The organism is Paraburkholderia sp. CNPSo 3274 (genome assembly GCF_024206475.1).
Lineage (GTDB): Bacteria > Pseudomonadota > Gammaproteobacteria > Burkholderiales > Burkholderiaceae > Paraburkholderia.
This window is the reverse complement of the sequence record NZ_JAMBPR010000061.1, coordinates 39312-54230: the sequence shown is the minus strand read 5'-3', so window position 1 is coordinate 54230 and position 14919 is coordinate 39312. Positions and strand designations below refer to the sequence as shown.

The window sequence follows — 14919 nt, the reverse complement described above, 5'->3', positions numbered from 1 at the left end:
AGCCCCTCGCCTCCGGAAAAATCCTTCGACCTGGTCGTAACATGCAGGCAACGTCTGTGCGACAAAGCGCAAGGCGAGACGGCTTCCGAGATCAAGCTCGTTCCTGTGCGGTATCGCGAGGTAGCGATCGGAAGTCTCAAGGTCGTCAGGGATCTCCTCGTCGAACGCGTCACTGGAATCGGAAGTCCACCAGATCTTGCCCGTATCGAGCGAGACATACGCGTTATGCTCCGCTGGCGCCGCGCAGCTCACGAAGTCAAAGGCCATGGAAAGATCGTCGTACCGGACTGCGACCACGGCTCCCCTCCGCCCGGGTTATAAGGTCCGAGGCCCCGGCTTGCAAACCGGCTCGAGGCCAGGGATGGCCGCCCGTTTGCCGCGTCGGCACCGCGACTCAAAGCTCGTCGCCCGGGTCAGCGATCTCGAGCCGGAACTGCCATCCAGCCTGCTGTAACGTTTTCCCTGCGATCGCCAGGATGTTGGATTCCGGTTGCCGTTTTCGACACTGTTGATCGGACGTTGGCGGCAACATGCGGCCCGCGAAGGCGTATTGGGGTGCGCAGTAGCTGGCGAACGGATACCGCTATTTTGACAGACACGACGAGCTGCGCCTAACTGATGCCAGGTGTCTGGCGCCATGTGACCAGCAAGGTGACACGCCATCCATGACCGGCGCGTTCCATGAGGTTGTGCCGCACGGTGGTTTGCATGCGGTGGCGGTACAGGGTGATATGCCCGAAGCCTCGTAACTGGCACCGCACCGATATAAATATATAGGAATACGAAGCAAAACCAAAATGCGATCAGTGGATAAAACTACGGCGCATCAAAAATCACCTGACTGAGTCCTCCGCCTGCCAACGTTCGATACTGTCGCCTGTCGCCTGTCGCCTGTCGCCTGGCGCCTGGCGCCACGTCCTGGGCAAGGAAGGTTGCAAACTGCCCCTGTGCCGCAAGAAACACACTTTGGCCAGGGCGAGTTAGCAGATAGTGCTATCCAAACCTACGAAAGTGCCTGTTTTGGGAGTTACGCTGATCACAATTGTGCAGGCAGAAAATGTCTGCATTCCTAATCACGCAATCCGCTATGCTATAAAATTGGGTACTATCTCCAGGAGAGCGAACCTCGTGTGTCCGACTCGTCCGCTCGGTTTTGGCCCCCGCTTGGGTTGCAAGCTTCGTCGAGCCGCAGCACGGCGCGTGCCTGTAACGGGTACGCCACGTGCTGCTTCGCTTGTGAGACGGTTTAATATGGGGGCGCAAATGGAAATCGATACCACCGGGTGGTTCCCATTGGACCAATTTCCGCCGGCCCGAGAAGGCTGGTACGAAGTTAAGCTCACGAGCGGTGACACGGCGTTCTGCCGGTTCGTCGACGGGCGTTGGACTGAGCAGCCCGTGCTCGTATTCACGCACTGGCGTGGCCTGAACGCGGATCCGGGGATCTCGCCGGACAGCGAGCACATGGACGCGCAGGCCGCCGCCGCGCAAGGCGTACGGGCGGCGTGGAACGCGTTCTTTCCCGCGGCGGAACGCACACATCCACCCAAGGCATGAGCCTTTCGCCTGGTCCCCTAGCCACCCGGGTAGCGCTTAGGGACGCTTCCGGCGCGTGCGGCCCGCTTCATCGCGTCGCGTGTCCCAGGTTCGTCAGCACCCAATGTCGGGCGGTTCAGTCGGGGTTTGTCGGGGATGAGTGACATGCCGGGAGTCCTCCCCTGGACGCTCACCGCCGTCTGCACAAGACTCCGGCGCAGCGCGAAGTCGACGCATGCGCCTACTGGCTGGAAGGCGAACTCGCGCAGGTGCGGCCGAAAGTTGTCGTCGCGCTCGGCGCGACCACATTGCGTGCGTTGCTGCACGAACCAAAGGCGCGATTGAAGGAATACATGGAACAGAAACAGGCGGCGCATGTCAGCGGTCTGATGGTCGTCGCAACCTGGCACCCGTCGGACGTGCTGCGCTCGCTGAATGCCGGCCCGCGCGAACAGGCGCGCGCCCAGATGGTTGCGGCGTTGCGCCGTGCGCATGCGCTCGCGGGCGAGTGCTGAGGGTGCCGTGTCAAGGAACCTCGAACAGGTCTATGCCCGCGTCTGGGATTGCCTCGCTGCCGCGGTGCGCGCAGACAATCACCCTTTCAAGGTCATGCAGGCGGCGACAATCAGCCTTGATGGTGCCCCGAACGTGCGCACAGTGCTGCTTCGAAGTGCCAGTGAAACGAAGAACCTGCTCACTTTCCATACCGATCTGCGCTCGCAGAAGATTGCCGAGCTTAGCCGGGAGCCACGCATCGCGCTCGTCGGCGTCGACACCGTTCACAACCTGCAGGTGCGCGTGTCGGGCGAAACCCGCATCATTCGCGACGGGCAAGTGCGACTCGATGCGTGGAGGTCCAGTCCCGACCATGACCTCGTCGCCTACCGGACGCGCCTTGCGCCAGGAACTCCCATGAACGACGTGGGTGATGAGCTCGACGAAGCGCACGTTCCTGGTCCGGGCGAAGGTCTCAAGCATTTCGGCGTCGTTGAGCTGCGCCCTGCGCGCCTGGAATGGCTAGACCTCTCGAGAGCGGATTGTCATCAACGCGCGTTGTATGTACGTCAGGGCGACATCTGGGTCCACAGCTGGATCGCACCCTGATCGTGCACACGATGCCGTTTTGGACGCATTCCGAGCGATGGCACACGCTAGCTGCCAACTTCGCCGGCTCAGTCTGGAGTAACTGGCCGGTCCGATGGCACCGGCATCGCGACACGCTCATTGCGTTGAGGCAGCGTTGGGATGTGACGCCTTCCCGTGCCGCATCGTCTTGGTAGAGGCATCCGAATTGCCCATTGTGTTGCCGCCCTGCGCGTGGGAGTCCGTTACGGTAGCACCGCCCGAGCTGGACGCGCTCATGCCCGTTCCACCCCCACCGCCGCCGCCGGAATGGAATGAGCTAACCGCTGCACTACGGATGTAGTGCGCGGCGGTCGGCGTCTCAGGCGGCAGCACACGCATTCTGCACGGCACATGCCGGGCACGTTACGCAAATTCCAGCCTCACTTCGCGGATACGGGCAAGGTAGCGGCGTGTCACTGCGGGCGCCGGTGCAATTGCTCGAAGTAATGCGCGTTACGCGACAGCGCGCATTGAGCGGCCGCCTCGCGGATCTTCGTTCAGGTGGGCTCGCAGTCCCACATTGTTTGTTCCTGGCGCGTCATTCATGCGCAGAACGGGTGCGCGAGTTCGACCTCGTTCACGGCGACACGTCAACGAGCGAAAAGGATCCGGACGTTGCGTGCAATCCAGCCAGTCAATCCGGTGCGCAGCACGACCGGCACGACGCGTCTCGGGCCGATCAGCAGTGTGCCGAGCAAGAGGGATCCGAGCAGGGTGACGTTTGGCGCGGCGATCAACGCCCGGCCAACGTTCGCCACGCTAAGCGAATTCGTGCGGGCGGATGCGCGCTCGACCAACCGCGAGCCAACATTGGCCGCGAGCAGCTGCGCGCGCGCCAGTTCCATGTGGCTGAGCAGGACCGCTTCAGATGCGTGGCGTCTCAGCCGGGCGCGGTGGCTCATTTGAGCGCCTCCTTGAGTGTTTCAAGATCCGCTTGCAGTTCGTCTTTTAGTATTGCGAATGAACGTACCGGCCGTTGCGCCCGGGAGACCAGCAATGCCGTGATCGAAGCAATCAACCAGATCCCCGCTATGCTCCATACGACGGTGAGGAAATAGCGCGTATTCCAGGCGGATGCGATCAGCGCGACGCAGAAGAATGAGAGCGTGAATAGCCCGCTGACAGCGAGGGCCACGAGTGCGAGGAGTTCTCGCGTAACGTAGGTGCGGGCGTCGGACAATTCGAGCGAGAGCAGTTCCCCATAGTCCGTCGTACGGGCAGCGAGGAACCGCAACACGTTGTGCCAGCGGTCGAGCTTCGCGTGAATTGTCATGGCCCACCTCGCACATGCGGCGTGCTCGCAACAGCCGTCGAGTCTGGCTGCGCCTAGTGTCGGCTCGCGGCCCATAACGCTCCGAGCGCGAAGCCGATGCCCACGGCGAGGCCTAGTGTCGCCAGGGGGTTGTCCGCAATCGCCTCGCGCGTCAAGACCGCCGCGTCGGTCGCAAGCTGTTGTGACTTGCCGCATAGCGCCTTTGCCTTGCCCGACAGCCGCATGCTGGCGTCATCGAGCATGTCTCCGACCGCCTCCTGCGCGTCGCCTGCGAGTTCGCGGATCGTGCCTGCGGCCTTCGTTGTTTCGGTGTTCATGTCTCTCTCCAGTCAGTTTGCCTGCGCAACGCGCAAAACCCGCGCGAATCGGATATCCGGCAAGAGCCCATGCGCAACGGACGTGCCACGAGGCGCTGACCGCAGCTAAAAGACCTTCAGTACGAAATGAACGGCCAGCGCGGCGCAGGTCATGACGGTTGCGAGCCAGCACAATGTGCGCGTGAACCAGTGAGCCTTCATCTCACCCACCGCCGCACGGCGAGCGCTCAGGAGTACGAGCAGGATCAACACCGGGGAAACGGTCATCCCGTTGGTCAGCGCACTCCAGTAACAGGCCCTGAGCGGATCGACGCCGAATGCGCAAAACAGCAAAGCGATGATGGCGCTGGCCGCCATGAGCAGCACCAGAATGCCGGCGATCCGGCGGTCCCTTTGCTCGCCCTGCGGCCAGCCGAACGAACTGGCCGCGGCGTGCGCAGCCGAGCCGGCCAGCGGCGGCAGCGCGAGCAGCGCGGTGCCAAGGAGCGCGAGGCCGAGCAGCGGCTGCGCATAGCCGCCCGCGACCGGCGCGATCGCCTGCGCGGCCTCGCGGGCCGTGCCGAGCGGCACGAACGATGGATGGGTCGCATGCAATGTCGCAGCCGCGGCGCAGAGGATGAGCGCCCCGCATAAGTTGGACATCAAGGTGCGCACCAGCGTGTCGCGACGGATTGTCTTTAACTGGCGCCGCATGTCTTCCGGCGGTGCGCGGGCGCTGCCTCGAGCGCCGTCGCGCGAGCGCTCTTCGACTTCCTGCTCGGCCTGCGAGAACAGCAGATACGGGCTGACTGTGGTGCCGAGCACCGCGAGCAGCATCGCAAGATAAGCTTCCGACCAGGCGACGTGCGGCACGACCGCTCGCCAGGCCACGGTGCGCCATGGCACATCCGCCACCAGCATGACGCCTGCATAGCAGAACAGCGCAAGGGCAAGCCATTTGAGGTAGCGCGCATACCGTGCGTAAGGCAGCCACCACTGGAGCGCGAGCGACACGCAGGCAAAAACGATCGTGAAGAGCGGGACCGATCCCCGGAATATCAGTTGCGCGGCCTCGCCCATCGCCAGCATGTCAGCGGCCATGTTGACGGTATTGGCGCCGAGAAAACGGACAACCGCGAGCAGAAACAACCAGCGCGAATAGTGTTCGCGCATGTTTTCCGTCAGGCCTTTGCCCGTGACGACCGCCACGCGCGCGGCCACCAGCTGGAGCGCCACCATCGACGGCCAGGAAAGCACACAGACCCACAGCAGATCGAAGCCGTACTGGGCGCCGGCCAGCGAGTACGTCAGGATCCCGCCGGGGTCGTTGTCCGTCGCTATCGTGCCCAAGCCCGGACCGATGTCCGCGGCCCATGCGTGCGCCGGGAGTTCGCCTGGGCTGCGTCGATGGGTTCGGTTCGCGAGCAAGCGTTGCGGCCGCGAGGCCTCGCCAGCTTTCATGACAAGAGGTAAATGGCTCGTTGGGAGACGCACTCGCCTGCCGCCGCAGGCGGCATTCCTGCGTCCGCTCTGCGCGCATGCGCTGCGGGCATGACGCGGCATCCTGTTTGCTGTGTCGGAGTGCACGCATGCCGATTTTTTCATCGACGGCATTTCTATGGCATCGAAACCAGGAGCAGATCGCAATGGCTAACATTCTCGACAACTGCAAGGTCGCAATTCTTGCAATGGATGGATTCGAAGAAGTCGAACTTACCGAACCGCGCCGCGCGCTAAAGGAGGCCGGCGCACAGGTTGACGTGATCTCACAGAAAGGCGGCGAGATTCAGGGCTTTCGTCACGTCGACAAGGGAAGCAAGATCAAGGTCGACCGTACCTTTGGCGGCGCAAAGGCCGACGACTACGACGCGGTCGTGCTCCCGGGCGGCGTGGTGAACAGCGACGCCATCCGCCTGATCCCCGAAGCGCAGGCGTTCGTACGCGCGGCCAACGACGCACACAAGCCCATCGCGGTGATCTGCCATGGCGGCTGGCTGCCGGTGTCGGCTGGCATCGTCAAGGGACACACAATGACGAGCTGGCCGTCGCTGCAGGACGATATCCGCAACGCGGGCGGCCGATGGGTCGACGAAGCCATGGTGCACGACGGCAATTTCATTACAAGCCGCAAGCCCGACGACCTGCCCGCCTTCGACGCGGAACTGATCTCCACGCTTGCGGCCGCGGCGGGAACTGCATGAGGCCGAAGGTGACGCTGAGCGCGTCGCGCCAACAGCACACGGAGGGTCGACGATGACACAAACCACCCGCGTTGCCGCCGGCATCGCCAGCATCGCGGCAGGCCCCGCGCTCGCGATCTGGTCCACGCGCGATCTACGCGAGGCGAAGTACGCGCCTGCACCCGCGCGCGCAACGTGGTCGGGGCGGGCTATGCCATTGAAACGCCGCGCCTGCTGCTGCTCTCCGCTAACGGGCGCTTTCCCGAAGGCCTCGCGAACCGCTCCGGGCTCGTCGGCAAGAATCTCATGGTGCAGGCGAACCAGGCCGCATGGGGCTTGCTCGACGACGAAATCCGCGGGTACAAGGGGCCGCCTTCGCTGGCGCTCACCGAACACTGGAACTATCCGGACGAAGGCAAGGACTTTTACGGCGGCTACGGATGGATAACTACGGCACGCACAAGACCTCTTCGATCAATACCTGGCTGGCTCGCCATCCGCGTTTCCATGCGCATTTCACTCCCACGTCTGCTTCGTGGATTAACCAGGTCGAACGATGGTTTGCCACGCTACGCGAGACATACATCCGCCGCGGCACTCATCGCTCCACCCGGCAACTCGAACAGGCGATTCGCCAATACATCCAGATCAACAACACTGATCCGAGACCTTTCAACTGGACCAAATCGGCCGACGACATCCTCGCCAGCGTCAAGCGATTTTGTCTACGAATTTCTAACTCGGGACACTAGAGGCAAGCGACGTGAACGCGCTCTACCAGTACTTCATGTATGGCGTGAAGCCGGTGCCGAACGCCGCGCCGCAAACGCATCTGCCGTTTCCCTTCAACCAGCGCTGGGTGATGATGTTCTGGCGTCTCGCGTTCGCACAACATGGCCGCTTCGAGCCCGACCCCGCACACTCCGCGCAGTGGAATCGCGGTGCATGGCTCGTGCAGGGACTCGGCCACTGCGGCGCGTGCCACACGCCGCGCGGGCCCGCCTACAACGAAATGGGCTACACGCAAAACAGCCCGCTCTATCTCACGGGCGGCGTGACCGACCACTGGTACGCGCCGAATCTCACGGGCGACCCCGGCAGCGGTCTTGGCCGCTGGAGCGCCGACGACATCGCCGCGTTCCTGCCCGACGGCCACAACGATCGCGCCTATGCGTTCGGCGCCATGGCGCCCGTGGTGGGGGCGAGCACGCAATACCTGGGCGACGACGATCTGCACGCCATCGCCACGTATCTGAAGTCGCTGCCCGTGCGCGAAGCGAGCGGCCAGTATGCCGATACCGCCGCCGCGCGCGCCTCGACCATGGCGGCCCTGCGCGGCGGCACGCCCGAGCGGCCCGGCGCAGGCCTGTATCTTTCGTACTGCGCGAAATGCCACGGCGCTGACGGCGCTGGCAAACCCGACAACGCCGCCGCTTGCGGGCAGTTCGCTTGCGCTCTCGTCCGACGCGACTAGCGTGCTGCGCCTCATCGTCGAAGGCAGCCAGAGTCCGCAAACCAGCAACGGCGGCACGCCGCGCAAGATGCCCGCGTTCCGCACGCAGTTCACGGACAGCGAGATCGCCCATGTGGCGAGCTTCGTGCGCGGCGCGTGGGGCAACAACGCTCCGCCCATCGCGCCAGCCAAAGTTACGCGACTGCGCGACGCGATTCATCGCTGAGCAGGTCGCGGCGGACGGCACGCAACGCTGTCCGCCGCTTCGTACGGCGCGCACCGCTTAGTGTCCCTTGGTATCGCTGCTCGCGTCGGCCCCTGGGGTAGTGGTCGCATCGTTCATTGGCTTTTTCGCATGCATCTTCTTCTGGGTGTGATGCGCAGGCTTGGGCGTCGTGCCCATGTCAGAGGAATTCTGCCCAGCGTCCGGAGGCTGTGTGCCGGTCGCCCCGGCGTTGCCGGTGCCGTTGCTGCCACCCCCGGCCCCTCCGCCCGACCCTTGCGCTAGCGCGAAGCCCGAAGACGCGGCAAGCGTGACGCTAACGAGTGCGGGAACAACGTACTGACGTGCTTTCATGACTGGCTCCTCATCATCGTGTTGAAAGACATGCGGGCGGCTGGTCTGGAACCGGCCTCGCGCAGCTCTCCTAAGCGCACATCGCATGCCATGCGCTCGTGCGGCGCCTTCTCCATGCGGCATGCGTATTGCGATCTTGCTGGCAACCTGCAAAAGTCCGGGGCGGGCGCATCTTCGCGATCACGCCGCTTCTAAAGGCCGACGCCGACCGCGCAAAGCAAGGGAGCCATTCGAAGAGTAAGCAGGGAGGAAATCATGGACGTTCTCGTGGCGCTGTTCGGCGCCGGAAAGGAACTCGATTCGCTGCAGATGGCATTGCGCGCAGCTCTTGCGTTCGTTTGCACACTTGCACTCATCCGCATATCGGGCAGACGCTCGTTTGGCCAGCGTTCGCCTTTTGATTACGTGGTCGCGATTCTGCTCGGCGCGACACTCAGCCGCTTCATTGTCGGCGCCTCGCCAGCTGTTGCAACGTTTGTGGCGTCGCTGGTCCTCGTGCTCATGCATCGGGCGCTCGCATGGCTGTGCGTGCGATACCGATGGCTGGAAACGCTGGTGGTCGGTGTCGAGAGGGAGGTCTACCGCGACGGCACGTTCAATCGCGCCCAGATGTCCGCTGCCCTCATCACGCGCGCGGATGTACTGGAGACGGTCCGACAGGAACTCCATGCGACACAACTAGAAGACGTCGAGGCAGCCATCCTCGAGCGTAACGGAGAAATCAGCCTGATTCGCAAGCGTTCTGCGAGCCCGTAGCCCCAAAACACCGCCGCTAGCGCGCCACGCCCGGGTTCTCGCGGCACCCGCAGCCGACGCGTCCGAGAGCGATTCGAGGGCTTGCTGCCCGTGAGGAATACGGCAACACCGGATTCCTGCTTGCCAGCGCCAGCGCGCTTACCAGGTACCGCGATGGCGCGGGTCACGGCCGGCCTCGAATGATGTGGCGTTTGGCGCCGTCCTTGCGGTAAAGGCCCCTTTACCCTTCTATCGAGGCATCGACGCCTGAAGCTGAAACGTAGCGGTTTGAATTCCTAACGGTTCAAATGCCTCCAGCTGAAACGCAGCGGTTTGAACTCTTGACTGTTGAAATGCGCGTCCGGCGGTCGAAACGGGTAGCCAGCGATGAGCTTTGCCCACGGAACGCAAAATGCTGCGCTGTTCTGGGTTGCCTCGACACAGACGATACGAGCTGGACGCTCCTTCTGGGGCGCCCCTTCGGTTACCTCCTTTCTCAAAGAGCAACCGAACGGCCCAGCGGGCAGCGGAGGCCCCCGATGCGTTGCGCCTGGCGTAATGCGCGTCCACGCAGTACCCGTTTGAGCACGGAGCCGGACTGAGACTTGCTGCTAATGTGCCGTCAAGAGCACAGCCTGGAAAGGGAGACGTGATGGAACGGGAACTCAAACTGAGAATTACCTCCAGGGATCTCGCCAAACTGCGCCGGGCGCCATTGCTCGCACACGGCAAGCGCAGCGCCAGTCCGGCGAAGTTGCTATCCAGTACCTACTTCGATACTCCGGAACTGGCCTTTCACCAGTGCGGAGCGTCGCTTCGAGTGCGTGGCGTCGGTCAGGTGCGAATCCAGACACTGAAGCTGGGTGGCTCGGCTCAGGCCGGAATGTTCGACAGGGACGAGTTCGAGACACCCATCGACCGGGCCACGCCCGACCTGACGCTGTTGCACGATGCGCTATCCGCCGATACGGATTGCGGCCAACTCGTTCGAGATGAAGCCGTTGCGGCCAACCTCGCGCCGATCTTCGTCACACGGATCAACCGGTCAACTATCGCGCTGCGTACGTCGGCGGAGAACGAAATCGAAGTGGCGCTGGACGAGGGAACCATTGACGCTCCCACGGGTTCCGCACCCATTGCAGCCGTCGAACTCGAACTCAAGCGTGGCAAGCCGCAGGGACTCTATGCCCTTGCGCTCGAACTCCTGCAGACGGCGCCGCTTCGCATCGACCGTCGCAGCAAGGCCGATGTGGGTTATGGGTTACTTGTCGCGGAGCACGCCGAATGCATAAAGGCCCGGCATGTGCAGCTCGGGAAGAACGATTCTGTCGAGGAAGCGTTCCGTACGATCGCGCATAACTGCCTCGACCAGGTGCACGCCAACGAGCGCGGCGTCGTATCGGCTCACGATCCAGCGTGTGTACACCAGATGCGGGTGGGGGTCCGGAGATTGCGCTCGGCGCTCGGACTGTTCGGGAAGGTGATCCCGGCCTACGCGGGTCTCGACGACGAACTGCGTTGGGTCGCATCGGAGCTGGGCGCCGCGCGCGATTGGGAAGTGCTGTCAGGACCCACGCTGGACCGGGCCGGAGCGGACGCCAACGCCAGCGAATTGAAGCCTGTGCGGCAGGCATGCGGCCAGCTCGCCAGTGAAAACCGGCAGCGTGCCGCGGCCGCAATCGAATCGGTACGCTACACGCGAATGGCTCTGGAGCTGACGTTATGGCTGGACACAAAAAAGTGGCGCGACACCATAACCGACGAAGCGCTCGCGGAGATCGAAAAACCCGTTTCGCAGTTCGCTGCAGAAGTCCTGCGCAAACGGCACCGCAAGTTGATCAAGCGCGGCAACCGGCTTGCCGATCTCGACGATCATCGTCGACATCGTGCGCGCATCGCGGCGAAGAAGGTTCGATATGCTACGGAGTTCTTTGCGTCCTTATGCCCGAAACGCGCTGTGCAGCGCTACGTTGATGCGCTGACGGCGCTTCAGGATGACCTCGGATGGCGCAATGACGCCGTCGTCGCTGAGCGGTTCCTTCAGACGTTGCCGAACACGTTCCCGGAAGCGGCTCGAGGCGCCGCCTTCGCTCGAGGCTACCTCGCTTCGCGCGTCGCGGCCGATCATCGGACAATGACGAAGCTATGGAAGCGTTTCAGACGGCTTTCCGCGCCGCACTGAGCACCTCTTACGGATCGAATGCGAAGACGACGATGCGTACGCGGCAGCTCCGCCACGACCAGCAGCGTGCGCTTGTGGCGCGTGCTGCGGCGCACGTTCCTGCTGGCCGCCCAGGCCATCGAGGCCGATCATGCACCTCTTGCAGAAAAGCTGCGCCGCGCGAGCCCGCACTGCATACGCCACATGCATGCCACACACGCGCGCGGCCGCAGTTGCGGAACTCACCACCGTCGGCGACAACCTGCGACACGCATCTGTCTCGACCATCTCGAACCATCTGTGCAGCGACGACGTCGAACGTGCATGGCAGATCGCTGAAGCGTTTGCCAGGATGAAGTGAGTGCCTGGGGACCATATGCGACCGCTCATGACCAGCTCGCCCGTAACGGTCCGCTGCCACATGTTGGGCGCCCGTTCTGCGTCTATTACTCCGGACCTCGCTCCTTCAAATCCTCTGTACAGGTCGCAAGGGGCCGCACCATTTTCGAGGCAAAGGGCGGCAAGCGACCCCGAAACGGCCGTTGGTGTTCAGGGAAAGCGGACATCCATAGACCTCGTTACATGCCCGTCGCGGCGCGGACATCACTTGCTACGTTCCGTGCTGCGCGGCAGACGTACCGTGAATGCAGTTTCTGTCTGGTCGGACCGCGCTTCGATCGTACCGTGATGGGCCTTGGCGATTTCGCTGACGATATACAAACCAAGTCCGAGACTTCCGTTGCCGTCTCGTCCATTCTCATGATCCGGACCGCGCTGGAGGGGATCAAAGATGTGATCCAGTAACGACCCCTCGATGGCGGGTCCGCTGTTCCTGACCTCTAAACGCACCTCCGCTTCGTCGCCAGTCACCGCCACGCGCACTGCCGCGTTCGGCGCGCCATACCTGAGCGCATTGAGAACCAGATTGCCAAGCAACTGCTGCAGACGCGGGCCATCCCAGACGCCCTGAGGATTGCCCTGCAACTCCATCTCGATCTGCCTGTCCGGATGAACTGCTCGCAACCGGTCTAACTCATCCGTGAACACATCCGCCAGATCAACGTTGGTGGGCGTGACATTAATACCGAGGCCCAGCCTGATCCGATTGAAATCGCATAGATCATCAAGAAGCGACTGCATGCGAGCGCCGCTTCGTATCAGGCGGCCTGCGGCGTCCGAAACGCGCTCCCCCGCGTTCAGGGCGGCCAGATAGGAGGCTGTCACCTGAATCGTCTGAAGCGGGCTGCGCATGTCGTGCCCGAGCATCCCAAGCAACAGACTGCGTGCCTGATCGACTTGCTCGCTGAAATGGTCAACCGATTCGGCGAGCGCCTGATCGATGGCCTCATCGAAGCGGATGACGTCATCCAGATGAGGCGCGTCGGGCTGGCAGTCGTCCATCCACAATCGAAGCACGCTCGCGCGCAGGGCGCGGTACTCGGCGGCCAGTTGCCTGATGTTGAAGCCGCCTCGCGCGCGCAGAATGGCATGCATTTCCGCGGCTGTTTCGGAGGCGTCGGCCGGTCTCGCGGCTCGCCCCAGCGATTTTTCGTGTTGTGCTTCCCTGGTTTGCGAATTCCGCAAGTCCTTGGCCACAGCTTCGAGAATCTGCTGCGCGTCGTCGCGTAAAGCTAGCGATTCCATGCCGGCTGCAGCGGGAAGCAGGGTGGCTGCAAACGCCTCCCATTGAGCCACAATTGACTCCATATTTCCCAAGATGAAATCAGCGAGTCGCATGCCTGCTCCTGGAGAAGAGGTCAACGGGGCATTTTTGCCGGATTTGTCCTACACGTGAATTCGTGATACGACTCGGTCGGGTTTACGCTGTGTCGAGCGGCGGCTTCCGGCATCATCGCCGACCAGCCGCTTGTGGCCGAGCGGCGACGTCCCCGAAGGGGTCCAACAGCCCTTTGAGTTTCTTCATCAGCTCCATTTCGGGCTCTGAGCGGCTGTAGTGCAGAAACGGCTCCTTGATCACCCCGATACCATGCTCGGCGGAAATGCAACCCTGCGCTTCACTCACGGCCGCATAGATCAGTTCTTCGACTTCAAGCAGGTCGGAAGCGTCCGCGTACGGACCGGAAAGAAGGTGCAGATTCCCATCGCCGAGATGGCCGAAGAACAGACGGGTTTGCTGGGGGAAGCGTTCGCTCAAGGACGCTCGCGCGTCCTCGACGAATTGCTCCATCCTGTCCATTGGTATGCCGATATCGAACGCGGCGTGCGGCTTCAGCTTCGACAGCAATTCGCCGACCGTCTCACGGTATGCCCACAACTGCTTTGCGTGCTCGATGGTTTGCGCAATGATCACGTCCTGCACGACGCCCTCTTCGAGCATCCGTTCGAGCGACTGTTCGAGCGCTCGCCTGTCGTCGTCATCGGATTCGCCCAGCGTTTCGATCAGCACATACACGGGATACGCGTTGCCGAATGGATGCTTCAAATGGGCGATATCCATCGCCGCGCTCATGAAGCCCTGCCACACCAGCTCAAACGAAGAGAGACTTGCGAGGTGCGCGCGCAGGTACTTGAGAAGCCGCGTCGCGTCATCGAACGATGCGACCGCGCATAGCACCGTATTCGCCGCTGAAGGCTTCGGCTCGAGCTTGAGCACGACGCGCGTAATCACGCCCAGCGAGCCTTCGGAGCCGATGAAAAGCTGCTTGAGATCGACACCTGTCGTGTTCTTCGTGACGCGCGAGCAGGCGCGCTTCGAGGTGGGCCGCATAGATCAGTTCTTCGACTTCCGCTCGGGTACGTCCTCCGCGCATGCAAGTTCAACCAGCGACTCGCCCGGACCGTCGATCAGCGCCGCATCGCAGCCCGTGCATTCGAGCAGCGTATTCTGGATATCGACCAGCGAGACCAGGAAAACCCGGGGCGGTTCAGTTCGACCTCCCCTGGGCCCATGGACGTATTGGATTCGCGACCCAAATATTGTCCGCTGACACGTGCCCGTCATCCAGATAGCGCGTAAGCGCTTCCCAACGTTTGAGGTTGTAGTCAAGGGCTGAGGCGATCCCGGATCCGTCCGGCACGCGCCGCCGTTGCGTGAGCAGCCATACATAGAATTCGTCGGCCGATCCATGCTCGGATTCAAGGATTTTCGTTGTGCGTGCATCATTCTTGGCGGCGTCGAGCTCATGCACATGATCCGAAAAGGCCAGATGAAAGACGGCGGCAAGGCGCAATCTCCGGTCCAGCGATTCAACTCGCTGGTTGCATAAGCAGCCCTACGCATATCGGAATTCTGTCGCCGCCCAGTTCTTATTGCGACAGAACCCCTCATTGAATACAAGGACGAAATCACCAGCTGGCGGCGCGCGGCCGGGCCTCAGCGGACGAATGCCGGACACACTTTCGTCTTCGGTCTTTCAGACGGACGGGTCATTGATGGCAGCCAATCAATAGACGAATATATCCAACGATGTGCCGAATTCGGGGGTGGACTCTATTAAGAGTCGAAACAAATTTTTTGCGCGCTGAAAACACCGGGAGGTCGGCGCAAGGCTGACGGCCGAGGACACGGCGGGACTACCGCTCTGGGGCTGCGAACCGGGCTCCGTGCGCAAGAAACGGTAGC

Annotated in this window: 16 protein-coding genes and 6 pseudogenes; 13 read left to right on the top strand and 9 right to left on the bottom strand. The window is 62.5% G+C overall.

Annotated features, from left to right (window positions below; all coding sequences use genetic code 11):
* Positions 1 to 297 (bottom strand): hypothetical protein (locus tag M3I54_RS32340; protein WP_254343173.1); only part of this gene is annotated, 297 nt, incomplete at its 3' end.
* Positions 298 to 1263: 966 nt separating this feature from the next.
* Here M3I54_RS32340 and M3I54_RS32335 point away from each other — a divergent pair.
* The 3 genes from M3I54_RS32335 to M3I54_RS32325 all read left to right on the top strand — a co-directional run bounded on the left by M3I54_RS32335 (position 1264) and on the right by M3I54_RS32325 (position 2640).
* A complete protein-coding gene (locus tag M3I54_RS32335; protein ID WP_254343172.1) occupies positions 1264 to 1557 on the top strand; it encodes a hypothetical protein in 294 nt (97 codons plus the stop codon).
* Positions 1558 to 1718: 161 nt separating this feature from the next.
* Positions 1719 to 2051 (top strand): uracil-DNA glycosylase family protein, encoded by a 333-nt coding sequence (locus M3I54_RS32330; protein ID WP_309249662.1) that lies wholly within the window; start codon positions 1719 to 1721, stop codon positions 2049 to 2051.
* Between the two features lie 7 nt (positions 2052 to 2058).
* Positions 2059 to 2640: a pyridoxamine 5'-phosphate oxidase family protein gene (locus M3I54_RS32325; protein WP_254343171.1), complete on the top strand. Its 582-nt coding sequence runs from the start codon at positions 2059 to 2061 to the stop codon at positions 2638 to 2640.
* 611 nt (positions 2641 to 3251) lie between these two features.
* Here the strand turns inward: M3I54_RS32325 and M3I54_RS32320 are convergent.
* From M3I54_RS32320 to M3I54_RS32305, 4 genes are all read right to left on the bottom strand, one after another.
* Positions 3252 to 3563, bottom strand: coding sequence for a hypothetical protein (locus M3I54_RS32320; protein ID WP_254343170.1), 312 nt, complete (start codon positions 3561 to 3563; stop codon positions 3252 to 3254).
* Positions 3560 to 3934: a phage holin family protein gene (locus M3I54_RS32315; RefSeq protein WP_254343169.1), complete on the bottom strand. Its 375-nt coding sequence runs from the start codon at positions 3932 to 3934 to the stop codon at positions 3560 to 3562. The genes M3I54_RS32320 and M3I54_RS32315 overlap by 4 nt, the downstream gene beginning before the upstream one ends.
* 53 nt (positions 3935 to 3987) lie before the next feature.
* Entirely contained in the window at positions 3988 to 4251 is a 264-nt protein-coding gene (locus tag M3I54_RS32310; protein ID WP_254343168.1) for a CsbD family protein, read from the bottom strand.
* A 105-nt stretch (positions 4252 to 4356) separates the two neighbouring features.
* On the bottom strand, positions 4357 to 5691 hold the full coding sequence (locus tag M3I54_RS32305) for an NRAMP family divalent metal transporter (RefSeq protein ID WP_254343167.1): 1335 nt from the start codon (positions 5689 to 5691) through the stop codon (positions 4357 to 4359).
* A gap of 185 nt (positions 5692 to 5876) precedes the next feature.
* Here M3I54_RS32305 and M3I54_RS32300 point away from each other — a divergent pair, with 185 nt between their 5' ends.
* The 5 genes and pseudogenes from M3I54_RS32300 to M3I54_RS32280 all read left to right on the top strand — a co-directional run bounded on the left by M3I54_RS32300 (position 5877) and on the right by M3I54_RS32280 (position 8089).
* Complete coding sequence (locus M3I54_RS32300) at positions 5877 to 6431, top strand: type 1 glutamine amidotransferase domain-containing protein (protein ID WP_254343166.1); 555 nt, start codon at positions 5877 to 5879, stop codon at positions 6429 to 6431.
* A 162-nt stretch (positions 6432 to 6593) separates the two neighbouring features.
* Positions 6594 to 6860, top strand: a pseudogene (locus tag M3I54_RS32295) (GMC family oxidoreductase); the annotation flags it as partial.
* A pseudogene (locus M3I54_RS32290) lies at positions 6848 to 7162 on the top strand (transposase); the annotation flags it as partial. The pseudogenes M3I54_RS32295 and M3I54_RS32290, both read left to right, overlap by 13 nt.
* An 11-nt stretch (positions 7163 to 7173) precedes the next feature.
* A complete protein-coding gene (locus tag M3I54_RS45210; RefSeq protein WP_254343165.1) occupies positions 7174 to 7884 on the top strand; it encodes a cytochrome c in 711 nt (236 codons plus the stop codon).
* A 1-nt stretch (position 7885) separates the two neighbouring features.
* Positions 7886 to 8089: a hypothetical protein gene (locus M3I54_RS32280; RefSeq protein WP_254343164.1), complete on the top strand. Its 204-nt coding sequence runs from the start codon at positions 7886 to 7888 to the stop codon at positions 8087 to 8089.
* A gap of 57 nt (positions 8090 to 8146) precedes the next feature.
* On the opposite strand, the gene M3I54_RS32275 is transcribed toward M3I54_RS32280, so the two are convergent.
* A complete protein-coding gene (locus M3I54_RS32275; protein WP_254343163.1) occupies positions 8147 to 8440 on the bottom strand; it encodes a hypothetical protein in 294 nt (97 codons plus the stop codon).
* Between the two features lie 255 nt (positions 8441 to 8695).
* On the opposite strand from M3I54_RS32275, the gene M3I54_RS32270 reads away from it, so the two are divergent.
* The 3 genes and pseudogenes from M3I54_RS32270 to M3I54_RS32260 all read left to right on the top strand — a co-directional run.
* Positions 8696 to 9196, top strand: a complete 501-nt coding sequence (locus M3I54_RS32270; protein ID WP_254343162.1) for a DUF421 domain-containing protein — start codon at positions 8696 to 8698, stop codon at positions 9194 to 9196.
* A gap of 631 nt (positions 9197 to 9827) precedes the next feature.
* Positions 9828 to 11357 (top strand): CYTH and CHAD domain-containing protein, encoded by a 1530-nt coding sequence (locus M3I54_RS32265; RefSeq protein WP_254343161.1) that lies wholly within the window; start codon positions 9828 to 9830, stop codon positions 11355 to 11357.
* A gap of 57 nt (positions 11358 to 11414) precedes the next feature.
* A pseudogene (locus M3I54_RS32260) lies at positions 11415 to 11697 on the top strand (integrase); the annotation flags it as partial.
* A 242-nt stretch (positions 11698 to 11939) separates the two neighbouring features.
* Here the strand turns inward: M3I54_RS32260 and M3I54_RS32255 are convergent.
* The 3 genes and pseudogenes from M3I54_RS32255 to M3I54_RS32245 all read right to left on the bottom strand — a co-directional run.
* Positions 11940 to 13073, bottom strand: coding sequence for a HAMP domain-containing sensor histidine kinase (locus tag M3I54_RS32255; protein WP_254343160.1), 1134 nt, complete (start codon positions 13071 to 13073; stop codon positions 11940 to 11942).
* Between the two features lie 112 nt (positions 13074 to 13185).
* Positions 13186 to 14064, bottom strand: a complete 879-nt coding sequence (locus tag M3I54_RS32250; protein WP_254343159.1) for an FAD-binding oxidoreductase — start codon at positions 14062 to 14064, stop codon at positions 13186 to 13188.
* A 160-nt stretch (positions 14065 to 14224) separates the two neighbouring features.
* Positions 14225 to 14485, bottom strand: a pseudogene (locus M3I54_RS32245) (transposase); the annotation flags it as partial.
* Here M3I54_RS32245 and M3I54_RS32240 point away from each other — a divergent pair.
* Positions 14417 to 14563 (top strand): annotated as a pseudogene (locus M3I54_RS32240) (IS6 family transposase); the annotation flags it as partial. The pseudogenes M3I54_RS32245 and M3I54_RS32240 overlap by 69 nt on opposite strands.
* A 12-nt stretch (positions 14564 to 14575) precedes the next feature.
* Positions 14576 to 14740, top strand: a pseudogene (locus M3I54_RS32235) (SET domain-containing protein-lysine N-methyltransferase); the annotation flags it as partial.
* Between the last annotated feature and the right edge of the window lie 179 nt (positions 14741 to 14919).